This is a genomic window from Variovorax sp. GW821-FHT06D12 (assembly GCF_059419205.1).
The window spans coordinates 48431-60853 of record NZ_JBWKRI010000007.1 but is presented as its reverse complement, the minus strand read 5'-3'; the positions used below and the strand labels follow the sequence as shown (position 1 = coordinate 60853).

The following is a 12423-nucleotide window of genomic DNA, read 5'->3' as shown; positions in this document are numbered from 1 at the left end:
AGCTTAAAGCCAAAGAAAGAAACAAGACCGGCGCGCCCCGCGGTGCGCCGGCGGGGCGGCCTCAGACGATCGCGAAGTGCTCGGTGCCGGCCGCCAGGTCGGTGCTGCGCGCGCGCTGGCTGTTGAGCTTGATCTGCAGGCGCAGATCGTTGGCCGAGTCGGCGTTGCGGATCGCTTCTTCGAAGTTGATCGCGTTGCCTTCGAACAAGTCGAACAGCGCCTGGTCGAAGGTCTGCATGCCCAGGTTGCGGCTCTTCTTCATGATCTCCTTGATCTCGCCCACCTCGCCCTTGAAGATCAGGTCGGAGATCAGCGGCGTGTTCAGCAGGATCTCGACGGCGGCCACGCGGCCCTGGCCGTCTTCGGTGGGCACCAGCCGCTGCGACACCAGCGAGCGCAGGTTTAGCGACAGGTCCATCAGCAGCTGCGCGCGGCGCTCTTCGGGGAAGAAGTTGATGATGCGGTCCAGGGCCTGGTTGGCGCTGTTGGCGTGCAGCGTGGCCATGCACAGGTGGCCGGTTTCGGCGAAGGCCACGGCATGCTCCATGGTCTCGCGGTCGCGGATTTCGCCCATCAGGATCACGTCGGGCGCCTGGCGCAGCGTGTTCTTCAGCGCCGCTTCCCAGCTGTCGGTGTCGATGCCCACTTCGCGCTGCGTCACCACGCAGTTCTTGTGCGGGTGCACGAACTCGACCGGGTCTTCCACCGTGACGATGTGGCCGTAGGAGTTCTCGTTGCGCCAGTCGATCATCGCGGCCAGCGTGGTCGACTTGCCCGAGCCCGTGGCGCCCACGAGGATGGTGAGGCCGCGCTTGGTCATCGCCACGTCCTTGAGCACCTGCGGCATGCCCAGCCCGTCGATGGTCGGCAGCTTGGCGGGAATGGTCCGCAGCACCATGCCGACCTTGCCCTGCTGCACGAAGGCGTTGACGCGAAAGCGCCCGATGCCGGTCGGCGAGATCGCGAAGTTGCACTCCTTGGTGCGCTCGAACTCGGCCGTCTGGCGGTCGTTCATGATCGAGCGCGTGAGCGCCAGCGTGTGCTGCGCGCCCAGCGCCTGCTGCGACACCTTGGTGACCTTGCCGTCGACCTTGATGGCCGGCGGGAAGTCGGCGGTGATGAACAGGTCGCTGCCGTTGCGGCTCACCATGAGCTTGAGCAGGTCGTTGATGAACTGGCTGGCTTGATCGCGTTCCATGATGTCTGTGCTCCGGGTGGCTGTTCGAATCAGCCGGGGAAATTCTCGGGAATCTTGGCCTTGCCGCGCGCTTCGGCGGCAGAGATCGTATTGCGGCGCACCAGCTCTGTCAGGTTCTGGTCGAGCGTCTGCATGCCCGAGCCCTGGCCGGTCTGGATGGTGGAGTACATCTGCGCGACCTTGGCCTCGCGGATCAGGTTGCGGATGGCCGGCGTGCCCAGCATGATCTCGTGCGCCGCCACGCGGCCCTGGCCGTCCTTGGTCTTGCACAGCGTCTGCGAGATCACGGCCTGCAAAGACTCCGACAGCATCGCGCGGATCATTTCTTTCTCTTCGCCCGGGAACACGTCGATGATCCGGTCGATGGTCTTGGCGGCCGACGAGGTGTGCAGCGTGCCGAACACCAGGTGGCCCGTTTCGGCCGCGGTCATCGCGAGGCGAATGGTTTCGAGGTCGCGCAACTCGCCCACCAGGATCGCGTCCGGGTCTTCGCGCAGGGCGGAGCGCAGCGCGTTCGCGAACGACAGCGTCATCGGCCCCACTTCGCGCTGGTTGATCAGGCACTTCTTGGATTCGTGCACGAACTCGATCGGGTCTTCCACCGTGAGGATGTGGCCGTACTCGTTCTCGTTGAGGTAGTTCACCATCGCCGCCAGCGTGGTCGACTTGCCCGAGCCCGTGGGGCCCGTCACCAGCACGAGGCCGCGCGGCTTGAGCGCGAGTTCGCCGAAAATCTTCGGCGCGTTGAGCTGCTCGAGCGTGAGGATCTTCGAGGGAATGGTCCGGAACACCGCGGCCGCACCGCGCGCCTGGTTGAAGGCGTTCACGCGAAAGCGCGCGAGGCCGTCGATCTCGAACGAGAAGTCGACCTCCAGGAACTCTTCGTAGTGCTTGCGGTGCGTGTCGCTCATGATGTCGTACACCATGGCATGCACGGCCTTGTGGTCCAGCGCATCGACGTTGATGCGGCGCACGTCGCCGTTCACGCGGATCATCGGCGGCAGGCCGGCCGACAGGTGCAGGTCGGAGGCTTTGTTCTTGACGCTGAACGCCAGCAGTTGGGTGATGTCCACGGGGCTCCTCAGGCAGGCTTTAGTGACGTTTTGATACGAATTCGGAAGATTATGACGATGATTGGCGACGATCTCCAGCAAGTAAGGGCCCGGATCGACCGGGCCTGTGCGCAGGCCAGGCGCGACCCGGCGGCGGTGCGCCTGCTGGCGGTGTCCAAGACCTTCGGGCCGCAGGCCGTGCGCGAGGCGCACGCGGCCGGCCAGGCGGCCTTCGGCGAGAACTACGTGCAGGAGGGCTTGGACAAGATCGCCGCGCTGGCCGACCTGCGCGCGGGACTCGAATGGCACTGCATCGGCCCTCTGCAGAGCAACAAGACGCGGCCCGTGGCCGAGCAGTTCGACTGGGTCCACAGCATCGACCGCCTGAAGATCGCCGAGCGCCTGTCGGCCCAGCGCCCGGCCCACCTGCCGCCGCTGCAGGTGTGCCTGCAGGTCAACGTGGACGGCGGCGCGAACAAGTCTGGCGTGCCGCCGGAAGAGGCCTTGGCGCTGGCGCGCGCTGTGGCGGTCTTGCCACAGCTGACGCTGCGCGGGCTCATGGCGATCCCCGAACCGGCGGCGGATTTCGCGGCGCAGCGCGAACTGTGCCTGCGCGCGCACGCGGTGTTCGAATCGATCCGGGCGGCGGGCATCGCGCTGGACACGCTGTCGCTGGGCATGAGCGGGGACCTCGAGGCGGCGGTCAGTGCCGGCAGCACGATGGTGCGGGTCGGTACGGCGATCTTCGGCGGGCGGGCGCGCAAGCCCGCCTGAAGTCATAGGCCCCTAGCGCAGGAAGAACAGCAAGCTCATCGTCAGCCCCGTGGCGACGATGCCCGCGCGCAGCCAGGCCGGCGGCAGGCGCCGCGCGCCCCGGGCGCCGAGGTAGCCGCCGAGCAGCGCGGCGCCCGCCATGATCGCGGCCTCGCGCCAGGCGATCAGGCCGCCCCAGGCATAGAGGGCGACCGCGATCAGCGTGAGCAGCGCCGACACCTGGTTCTTGAGCCCGTTGGCGGCCAGCAAACGGTTCTGTCCGAGCAGGCCGAACAGCGCAAGCAGCAGGATGCCCAGCCCGCCGTTGAAGTAGCCGCCATAGACCGTGACGGCGAGCACCGAGGCCCTCGCGACCGCCGGACTGCGCGCGCCCGCCTGCCGCGAGGCCGTGAGGCGCGGCGCCAGCACGAACAGCAGCGTGGCCAGCAGCAGCAGCCACGGCACGACGCGGCGGAAGGTGTGATCGGGCGTGATCAGCAGCAGCGCGGCGCCCGTGCTGCCGCCCAGCAGCGAGAGCAGCACCAGCGCCCGCAGGGACAGTCCGGGCGGCGGCTGGGTGTCGCCGCGAAAGCCCCAGGCCGCCGACAGGTAGCCGGGCAGCAGCGCCAGCGTGCCCGTGGCGTTGGCGCTCACGGCCGGCACGCCCGCGAACACCAGGGCCGGCAGCGTCAGGAAGCTGCCGCCGCCGGCCACCGCGTTCAGGGTGCCCGCCACGAAGGCTGCGGCGATCAACGTCGCATCGACAAGCATCGCGCGACCCTCAGGCGAAGCGGCAGGCTTCTTCGAACGCGAGCCTCGGGTGGCGGTCGAACAGCTGGGCAGGGTCGCCGTGGCCGAGGTTGCACAGGAAATTCGTGCGTACCGACGTGCCATGCCAGAACGCTGCGTCCATGCCTGCGGCATCGAAGCCCGACATCGGCCCGCAATCCAGCCCGATGGCGCGTGCCGCGAGCATGAAGTAGCCCGCCTGCAGGCTCGCGTTGCGAAAGGCCGTGCGCAGCGCGTGCACCTCCTTGTCGGGCCCCGTGAAGTCGTCCTGCATCGACGGCCGGTGCGGAAAGAGCCGTGGCAGCTCGCGGTAGAAGGCCGTGTCGAAACCGAGGATCGCGGTGACGGGCGCCGTCATCGTCTTCTCGACATTGCCGGGCGAGAGCAGCGGCCGCAGGCGTTCGCGGCCTTCGTCGGTGCGCACGAAGACCACGCGCATCGGCGAGCAGTTGGCCGAAGTCGGACCCCACTTCACGAGTTCGTGGATCTGGCGCAGCTGCGCCTCGCTGACCGGGCGGGGCAGCCAGCCGTTGTGGGAGCGGGCCTGGAGAAAGAGGGTGTCGAGGGCGCTGTCTGGAATCATGGGGAACGTGGAAGGTCGAAGGACTGCATCAGCCGCAAGGTCGCCGTCGCGATCGCGCCGTCGGCGCGCGTCAGTTCGTCGAGGATCGAAAAATGGTCGTGACCCGGGCACTCGATGTGGCCCGCATGAACGTCGCGCCAGTGCAGGCGGATGGTGTCGCATTGTTCGCGGAAGCCGGGATTCTCGTCGCCGCCCAGGGCGGTGAGTAGTCGCGTACCGGTCAGGGGACGCCACAGCGCCGGGCTCAGCGCCGCCGCGCTGCGCGGCGTGAAGCGCGTGGCGTCCATCACCGACGGCACGTCGAGCAGCGGGCGCAGGTCGTACAACGCGCTGATGCAGACGGCGGCTTTCACCTCGGGTTCGGTGGCCAGCAGCATCGCCGCCAGGTGCCCGCCGGCCGAATGGCCGCAGGCGAACAGGCGTCCGGGTGGTGCGTCCCACTGCGCGTGGTGCGCGGCGAGCCAGGCTGCCGCGCTGCGCATCTGCGCGACGATGGTCTCCACGCTCACTGCGGGGCACAGCGCATAGTTGACCACCGCCACCGCGTAGCCGGCGGCAGTGAAGGGCGGTGCGACCAGCGAGGCGTCGTGCTTGTCGAGCGAGCGCCAGTAGCCGCCATGGATGTACATCAGCGTGCCGCGTGGGCGGCCCTCGGGCAGGAACAGGTCGAGGCGCTCGGCCGTGTGCGGCCCGTAGGCGATGTCGAGCCGCGCGCGGGTGCGCTCGCGCACCGCGGCGGACGCGCGTGCCCAGCCGTCGAAGATGTCCTGGTAGTGCGGGACGGCCAGGCGCGCGTTGTAGCGGCGCTCGCCGTCGCCGGCTGCGGGGTTCGGCGGCATGGCGGGTTACGCGCTGGCGCCGATGCGCTCGACCACGGCCCGCAGGTCGGCGCGCACCTTCTCCGGCAGCGCGGCGACCGGCGGGCGCGTCGGCCCGGCGCTGCGGCCCGCGAGCGTCATCGCTTCCTTGATGACGACCGGGAACGAGCCCCAGGCCCAGGCCGCGCGCAGCGGCGCGAAGATGTTCGACACACGCAGCGCCTCGTCGTGGCGGCCGGCGCGCAGCGCGTCGTACATGCGCACCATGAGCTCGGGGAACACGTTGGCGGCGGGCGAGATGGTGCCCTGCGCGCCGTGGAACATCATCGACAGCGCGATGGTGTCGCGGCCCGAGAACAGCAGCGCGGGGCGCGGCGCGGTCAGCAGGTACTCGATGGACTGCGTGAGGTCGCCGCCCGAGTCCTTCATGCCCACGATGTTGTCGGCTGCCTGCATGCAGCGCGCGAGCGTGGCGGGCAGCACATTGACGGCGGTGCGCGGCGGGTTGTTGTAGAGCATCACCGGCAGCCTCGTCGCGCGCGCCACGGCGGTGTAGTGGGCCACCAGCTCGTCCTGCGTGGGCTGCACGAAGTACGGCGTGATCACCAGCGCCAGGTCGGCGCCCAGGGCTTCGGCGGCCTGCGTGAGCGCGATGGCGTCGCGCGTGGTGGCGCCGCCGGTGCCGGCGTACAGCGGCACGCGGCCGTCGATGGCGCGCATCGACAGCTCCAGCAGGCGGATGTGCTCGTCGCGCTCCAGGGCGAAGAACTCGCCCTGGCTGCCGGCGACGGAAATGCCGTGCACGCCGGCGTGGATGTAGCTGTCGATCAGCTCGCCGACGCGGGCTTCGTCGAGCCGGTGGTCGGCGGTGAAAGGCGTGGCCATGGCGGGCACCACGCCGTGGAATTTCGAGAGGTTCAAAGAGAGCTCCGGAAGAAGAACGAAGAGGGGGCGACGGGCGGCGTCAGTCGACGCCCATCAGGTGGCCCAGCTGCACCACGTAGTGGCCGAAGGCGGCCGCTTCCTTGGTGGTGCGCGGGTCGCGCGGGCGCGGCAGGTCGATGCGGATGTCCTCGACGATGCGCCCCGGCCGCTCGGACATCACGAGCACGCGGTCCGAGAGAAAGACGGCCTCCGAGATGCTGTGGGTGATGAGGATCACCGTCTGGCGCATCTCCTGCCACAGGCGCAGCAGCTCGACGTTGAGCTGGTCGCGCGTGAGTGCGTCGAGCGCGCCGAAGGGCTCGTCCAGCAGCAGCACCTGGGGTCGCATCACGAGGATCTGCCCCAGCGCCGCGCGCTGGCGCATGCCGCCCGAGAGTTCGTGCGGGTAGTTGCGGCGGAACTTCTCCAGCTTGAGGATCGGCAGCAGCGCTTCCACGCGTTCGTCGATGTCCTTCTTCGGCAGCTTGCGCACCTCGGCCGCGAGGCGGATGTTGGCTTCCACGGTTTCCCACGGCAGCATGTTGTGGGTCTGAAACACCACGCCCACGTCGTCGGACATCCGCGTCTGCTGGTGGCCGAGCACGCGCACCTCGCCGCCCGCGTCGGGCTGGATCAGCCCGGCCACGATGCGCAGCAGGGTGCTCTTGCCGCAGCCACTGGGCCCGAGGATCGAGACGAACTCGCCGCGCTGCACCGTGAAGTCGACCTGCTCCAGCGCGCGCACGCTGTGGCGCGTGTCGAAGGTCTTGGCGACGCGGCTGACGCCGATCGCTGTGTCGATGGCTCCGGGGGCGCGCACCGTCGCCTCGCCGGTGGCCACAGTCCCAGGCTTCACTTGCGGGCCCCCACCCAGCCGCCTTCGGAGATGTCGAAGACCACGCCGTCGAGGTCGCGGAATTTCATCTCGTAGTACAGGCTCTTCTTGTCGTGCGGCAGGTCCATGAAGAAGGTGCCGCCGTGGTCTTCGATGGCCTTGCGCTGTGCATCGAGGTCGTCGACCCAGAAGCCGAAGTGGTGCGTGCCGATCCAGTCCTTGCCCTTCTCAAGGCCTGCGGCCTCGTCGGTCTTGTAGTTCAGCAGCGCCAGGCAGATGGTGCCGTCCGTGAGGTACACGCCGTCGGCGATGGGCGAGTGCGTGGGTTCGACGATGGTGAGGTCGAAGACCTCGCTGTAGAACTTGGCCGCCTTTTGGGGATCGGGAACGGCAAGGGCGATGTGACGCAGTTTGGCCATGGGGATGTCTCCTGAGTTGAAATCTTTGAAAGGACGAAAGAGAAAGAGGGGTGAAGGCTCAGAGCCCGCGCCACCAGACGCGTTGGGCGGCCAGTTCGACCAGCAGGTACAGCAGGCCGGCGACCACCGAGATCACCACCAGCGCAGCGAACAGGTAGTCGGTGCGCGCGTTGGCATTGGCCTCGAGGATGAGGTGGCCGAGCCCGCGCTCGGAGCCGACGAACTCGCCCACGATCGCGCCGATCACGGCCAGCGGCATGGCCGAGCGCAGCCCGTCCATGATCGACGGCAGGGCCGAAGGCACGTAGAGGCGGCGGAAGGTGGTCCACGACGAGGCGCGGATGGCGCGAAAGTGCTCCACCAGGTGCGCCGGCGTGCCCGCCAGTCCGCCCATCGTGGCGATCACCACCGGGAAGAAGGCGAAGAGAAAGGCCATCAGCACCTTGGAGGTGTCGCCGTAGCCGAACCAGATCACCATGAGCGGCGCCAGCGCGATCTTGGGCAGGCCCTGGAACACCACGATGAGCGGATACAGCGCGCGCCGCACCACCGGGATGGCGTGGATCGCGAGCCCGAGCAGCACGCCGCCGACGGCCGCCAGCGCGAAGCCGGCCAGCACCTCCTGCGTCGTGACCCACGACTGCACGAGCAGGGCCATGCGGTTGGTCCACAGGCTGTCGAGCACCTGCGACAGCGGCGGCAGCAGGTAGCGCTTGATGCCGAACACGTCGACTGATTTTTCCCACAGCAGGCCCAGTGCGAGGAACAGCAGGGCGGGGTCGGTGAAGCGGCGCCACGATTCGGCGCGCGAGGAAGGGGCGGGGTGCATGTGTCTTGTCTCCGGATCTTTTTTATGTGTCGTGTCTTGTCGCGTGGTGGGCGTTCAGCGCTTCGGGTCGTCGCTGTCTTCGCCTTTGGTGTCCTGTGCCGTGCGCGGCCCCCACTCGGGCGGCGGCACCACGAACCGGTCGAAGTGCCATTGGTCGAAGGCCGCGAGGTCGTTCTTCCAGACGCGGGGCGTGTAGGGCTGCGCGGGCGTGATCTGCACCATCTCCGCGTAGAACTCGCAGTAGTTGCCGTCGGGGTCCTTGAACACGAGGAACAGGTTCTCGCCGGGCCCGTGCTTGCCGATGCCGCGCACGATGTCGATGCCCTGCGCCTGCAGGTAGCGCGCGGCGTCCTCGATCTCGACCAGCGAGCCGAGCTGGTAGGCGAAGTGCTCCAGCCCGGGCCGCCCCGGCGTGTAGGTGGCCGCATGCTGCGGGTCGCCGAGCGCAATCTGCGCCAGCGCCAGGTCGTGGTGGTCGTTCCCGCAGCGCAGGAAGGCCATCTGGTCCTCGATGTAGTCGGACACTTCCAGCCCGACGATCTCGGTGTAGAAGCGCACGGAGGCCTTGAGGTCGCGCACGTTGAGCACGACGTGCCCGAGGCGCTGGGGACGGGGGCGTTGAACCATCGGTGTTGCTCCCGCGCTCATGGTGCGAGCAGGTCGTTGGTGTAGGCGTCCTGCGGCTGCACCTTGCCGCCGAGGCCGAAGGCCTTGTCGACGAACTGCACGGTGGCGCGCATGCGGTCATCGCGCAGATGGCCCAGCCCCTTGGCCTTGGCCGCCGGGTCGACCAGCAGGTCGTTCATGTCCTTGATCTGCGCCAGCGCCACGGCGCGGTCGGTGGTGGGAAACATCTTCACCATGAGATCGGCCGCCTGCTCGGGGTTGGCCATGGCGAATTCGAAGCCGCGGTACGACGCACGCAGGAACTTCTTCACCACCTCCGGCCGCTTTTTGATCAGGTCTTCGCTGGCCGCGAAGCCGCTGCCGTAGGCGTCCAGGCCGAAGTCGCTGTACTCGATCCAGCCGAGCGTCACGCCCGCGGCGTTGGCCTGCTTCTGGGTGACAGCGCGGTTGCTTCCGCGCCAGCATTCGGCCAGGTCGACCTTGCCTTCGATCAGCGAGGCGTCGACCACGGCGGGGTCCATGCGCAGCAGGCGGATGCTGTCCTTGGGCTGGCGGTTCAGCTCCAGCCAGGCGGGCACGACGTTGTGCACCGGCGAGGCCGAGCCGCCACCCAGGCGCAGGCCCTTCATGTCGGCCGGCGTCTTGGGCTGGTGGCGCTTGGTGTCGAAGCAGATGCCCGCGGGCCAGCGCGTGTTGATGGCGCCGATCATGCGGATCTTGCCGCCGTTGGCGCGGTTGAGCACCAGGCTGATCGGGTCGACGTAGCCGATTTCGAACTGCCCCTGGTCCAGCTCGTTGGCGGTGCGGTTGCCGCCGTAGCCGCGCACGATGGCGGTGTCCAGGCCCAGCTCGCGGAAGTAGCCCTGCGCCTGCGCGACGATCACGCCCACCGAGCTGCCCTGCGGCAGCCAGGCCATGTTGTAGGTGACCTTCTCCTGGGCGAGCGCGGGCGCCGCGGGCAGCAGCAGCGCGCTGCAACAGGCGATGCCGGTCAGCGCGCGCGCGAGTGCGGCCAATCCTCTGCGGGTGGGTTGCATGTCTTTGTCTCCATACCTTGTTGTTCGTGATTCGAAAGAACGGGGCCGTGGCCCCGCCGTGCGGACGCTCAGACGCGCTCTGCCTGCACTTGATTGGAAAGCCGTCCGATGCCCTCGATGCTCGCCACCAGCCGGTCGCCCGCCTTCAGGTAGATACCCCGACCCATGCCCACGCCGGTCGGCGTGCCGGTGGCGATCACGTCGCCGGGCTCCAGCGTGACGATGGTCGACAGGTAGGCGATCTGCTCGCGCACCGTCCAGATCATGTTGGCCGTGCTGTCCTGCTGCATCGGCTCGTCGTTCACGTCCAGGCGCATCTGCACGGCCTGCGGGTCGGGGATCTGCCAGGCGGGCACCAGCCACGGGCCGATGGGCGCGAAGGTGTCGTGGCACTTGCCCTGGAACCAGTCGTGCTTGAACGGGTAGTCGCCGCGGATGTTGAGGTCGCGCGCCGAGATGTCGTTGACGATCGTGTAGCAGGCCACGGCGTCGAGTGCGTCCTCGACCGACACGCGGCGGCAGCGCTTGCCGATCACGGCGGCGAGTTCGACCTCCCAGTCGAGCTTGCTGGTCTCGGGCGGCATCTGGATCGTCTCGCCGTTGCCGATCACCGTGTTCGAGAGCTTCAGGAACATGTACGGCTTGCTCTGCGACTTGGCCGCCAGCACGGTGCCCATTTCGTTGGCGTGCGAGGCGTAGTTCGAGGCGGCGCAGAAGATGCGGCTCGGCACGAAGGGCGCAGCCACGGCCGCGGCGCCGTCGGCCACCGGCCGGATCGCGCCCGAGGCGGCCAGCGCGGCGGCGATGGGCGTGGCGTCGCGCAGCCAGGCCTGGGCGTTCGCCCAGTCGCGCAGCATGGCTTCGACGCCTTGCGTGACCCAGGTTTCGGGCAGCGGCGGCAGGCCGGCCGCGCGGGCCGCCTCCAGGTCGTACAGCTGGCTGTCGATCACCAGGGCGGGGGCAAGCCCGCCGGCGCGGCGGTAAGTGGCGAGCGCGATCCAAGACATTCGATTGACTCCTCTTTTGTAGGTGGGTTGGAATCCGCGACGGGTGTTTTGCATTCAGTGTCTGCGAATTGTGTGCAATTTTATGTTTTGGTGTTCACGAACGTCAAGGGTTTGTCGCGACATGCCTGAAACGGGCGTACGGACGCATGCCGCGGCCGGCCTGCGCCGGGAGCGGCGGGCCGGGGCGGGCCAGCGGAAACGGGAGGGAGGGAGAGGGCGCGGCAGCCGCGTCAGGCGGCGGCGCTGGAAGACGGGGTGCGGGAGGCGCTGCCGTCGAAGTGCTGCAGCACGTTCATCGCCGAGTTGGCCGCATGGCTGTGCATGGCGGCGGCGGCGGCGTCACCGTCGTGCGCCAGCAGGGCGGCAACGAGGGCTTCGTGCTCGACATGGGAATGCTGCAGGCGGTTTTCCGTCGTGAAGAAGCCTTGCGAGCGGAAGGGGGCGAGGCGCTGGCGCAGGCTCAGTGCGAGGTCCTGCAGCGTCTTGTTGCGGGCGCCGGCGTAGATCAGCGCGTGGAATTCCTCGTTCAGCGCGGCGTACGCTTTCGCGTCGCCCTCGGCCGCGGCGCGTCCGGCTTGCTGATGAACGAACTCGATGCGCTTGCGCTCCGACGGCGCGGCGCGCAGCGCGCACAGCTTGGCGCACAGGGCTTCCAGTTCGCCGGAGGCTTCGAACAGGCCGTCGAGGTCGGCGGGCGCCATCGTCGCCACCGAGAAGCCGCGGCGCGGCAGGTGCTCGATCAGCCGGGTCGAGGCCAGCTGCCGCAGCGCATCGCGCACCGGGCTGCGCGAGACGCCGAAGCGCGTCGCGATCGTCTGTTCGTCCAGGCGTTCGCCCGGTTGGAAACGGCGCAGCACGATTTCCTCGGCCAGGCGGTCCGAGATGGTCTGGGACAGCGTTTTTCCAGGCTCGTTTTCCATGGTTTGCTTCTTCGGGGGCGTGCCGCCCGCGTGGCGTGGGACGACATATTGTCGACAAAATTTAATTGTCGCATGCAATAACGCCGACCCAAACGCCCCAGGCGGGCGTGCGCCTCAGACCCCCAGCGGCAGGCGCGCGCTGCTCTTGACCTCTTCCATCACCGCATAGGTCCGCGTCTCGCGCACGCCGGGCAGCTGCCACAGCACGGTGCCGGCGAACTCGCGGTAGGCGGCCATGTCGGCCATGCGGGTCTTGAGGAGGTAGTCGAAGCCGCCGGCGACCATGTGGCATTCCATGATCTCGTCGCGCACCTGCACGGCGGCCTTGAACTGGTCGAAGACGTTGGCGGTGGTGCGGTCGAGCAGGACCTCGACGAACACGGTGAAGCCGCGCCCCAGCTTGTAGGGGTCGAGGCGGGCCTCGTAGCCCAGGATGAAGCCGTCGCGCGTGAGGCGCTGCACGCGCGCCAGCACGGCGGTGGGGGACAGCGCGACCGCCTCCGCCAGCTTGAGGTTGGTGATGCGGCCGTCTTCCTGAAGGATCTTCAGCAGGCGCAGATCGATGCGGTCCAGATCAAGCATTCGAGGATTATCCGGCGCGCACATCGATCGGCTGCAAGAAATGCGGCCTA

The 12423-nt window shown here is 68.4% G+C and carries 15 protein-coding genes; 1 reads left to right on the top strand and 14 read right to left on the bottom strand.

Annotated features, from left to right (window positions below):
* Nucleotides 1-61 precede the first annotated feature (61 nt).
* Both AC07SQ_RS21425 and AC07SQ_RS21420 read right to left on the bottom strand, forming a co-directional pair.
* A complete protein-coding gene (locus AC07SQ_RS21425) occupies nucleotides 62-1198 on the bottom strand; it encodes a PilT/PilU family type 4a pilus ATPase (RefSeq protein ID WP_062482331.1) in 1137 nt (378 codons plus the stop codon).
* 29 nt (nucleotides 1199-1227) lie between these two features.
* Entirely contained in the window at nucleotides 1228-2271 is a 1044-nt protein-coding gene (locus AC07SQ_RS21420; RefSeq protein WP_062482334.1) for a type IV pilus twitching motility protein PilT, read from the bottom strand.
* Between the two features lie 51 nt (nucleotides 2272-2322).
* Here AC07SQ_RS21420 and AC07SQ_RS21415 point away from each other — a divergent pair, with 51 nt between their 5' ends.
* A complete protein-coding gene (locus AC07SQ_RS21415; protein WP_495272775.1) occupies nucleotides 2323-3024 on the top strand; it encodes a YggS family pyridoxal phosphate-dependent enzyme in 702 nt (233 codons plus the stop codon).
* A gap of 12 nt (nucleotides 3025-3036) precedes the next feature.
* Here AC07SQ_RS21415 and AC07SQ_RS21410 read toward each other — a convergent pair whose 3' ends face one another.
* The 12 genes from AC07SQ_RS21410 to AC07SQ_RS21355 form a co-directional block, all read right to left on the bottom strand.
* Nucleotides 3037-3774: a sulfite exporter TauE/SafE family protein gene (locus AC07SQ_RS21410; RefSeq protein ID WP_495272774.1), complete on the bottom strand. Its 738-nt coding sequence runs from the start codon at nucleotides 3772-3774 to the stop codon at nucleotides 3037-3039.
* A gap of 10 nt (nucleotides 3775-3784) precedes the next feature.
* Nucleotides 3785-4375 (bottom strand): malonic semialdehyde reductase, encoded by a 591-nt coding sequence (locus AC07SQ_RS21405; RefSeq protein ID WP_495272773.1) that lies wholly within the window; start codon nucleotides 4373-4375, stop codon nucleotides 3785-3787.
* Complete coding sequence (locus AC07SQ_RS21400) at nucleotides 4372-5214, bottom strand: alpha/beta hydrolase (protein WP_495272772.1); 843 nt, start codon at nucleotides 5212-5214, stop codon at nucleotides 4372-4374. Before AC07SQ_RS21400 ends, AC07SQ_RS21405 begins: the two co-directional genes overlap by 4 nt.
* A gap of 6 nt (nucleotides 5215-5220) precedes the next feature.
* On the bottom strand, nucleotides 5221-6114 hold the full coding sequence (gene dapA / locus AC07SQ_RS21395; RefSeq protein WP_495272771.1) for a 4-hydroxy-tetrahydrodipicolinate synthase: 894 nt from the start codon (nucleotides 6112-6114) through the stop codon (nucleotides 5221-5223).
* Nucleotides 6115-6157: 43 nt separating this feature from the next.
* Nucleotides 6158-6937: an ABC transporter ATP-binding protein gene (locus AC07SQ_RS21390; protein ID WP_495272770.1), complete on the bottom strand. Its 780-nt coding sequence runs from the start codon at nucleotides 6935-6937 to the stop codon at nucleotides 6158-6160.
* Nucleotides 6938-6969: 32 nt separating this feature from the next.
* Nucleotides 6970-7371 carry a VOC family protein gene (locus tag AC07SQ_RS21385; RefSeq protein WP_070063818.1) on the bottom strand — a complete coding sequence of 134 codons (402 nt, stop codon included), beginning with the start codon at nucleotides 7369-7371 and terminating at the stop codon, nucleotides 6970-6972.
* Between the two features lie 58 nt (nucleotides 7372-7429).
* Complete coding sequence (locus AC07SQ_RS21380) at nucleotides 7430-8200, bottom strand: ABC transporter permease (protein WP_095950087.1); 771 nt, start codon at nucleotides 8198-8200, stop codon at nucleotides 7430-7432.
* 54 nt (nucleotides 8201-8254) lie between these two features.
* Nucleotides 8255-8827 (bottom strand): VOC family protein, encoded by a 573-nt coding sequence (locus AC07SQ_RS21375; protein ID WP_495272769.1) that lies wholly within the window; start codon nucleotides 8825-8827, stop codon nucleotides 8255-8257.
* A gap of 17 nt (nucleotides 8828-8844) precedes the next feature.
* Entirely contained in the window at nucleotides 8845-9864 is a 1020-nt protein-coding gene (locus tag AC07SQ_RS21370) for an ABC transporter substrate-binding protein (RefSeq protein ID WP_495272768.1), read from the bottom strand.
* A gap of 68 nt (nucleotides 9865-9932) precedes the next feature.
* A complete protein-coding gene (locus tag AC07SQ_RS21365) occupies nucleotides 9933-10871 on the bottom strand; it encodes a fumarylacetoacetate hydrolase family protein (protein ID WP_495272767.1) in 939 nt (312 codons plus the stop codon).
* A gap of 230 nt (nucleotides 10872-11101) precedes the next feature.
* Complete coding sequence (locus tag AC07SQ_RS21360) at nucleotides 11102-11791, bottom strand: GntR family transcriptional regulator (RefSeq protein ID WP_099793338.1); 690 nt, start codon at nucleotides 11789-11791, stop codon at nucleotides 11102-11104.
* Nucleotides 11792-11905: 114 nt separating this feature from the next.
* Nucleotides 11906-12373, bottom strand: a complete 468-nt coding sequence (locus AC07SQ_RS21355; RefSeq protein ID WP_062478450.1) for an Lrp/AsnC ligand binding domain-containing protein — start codon at nucleotides 12371-12373, stop codon at nucleotides 11906-11908.
* Nucleotides 12374-12423: the final 50 nt, after the last annotated feature.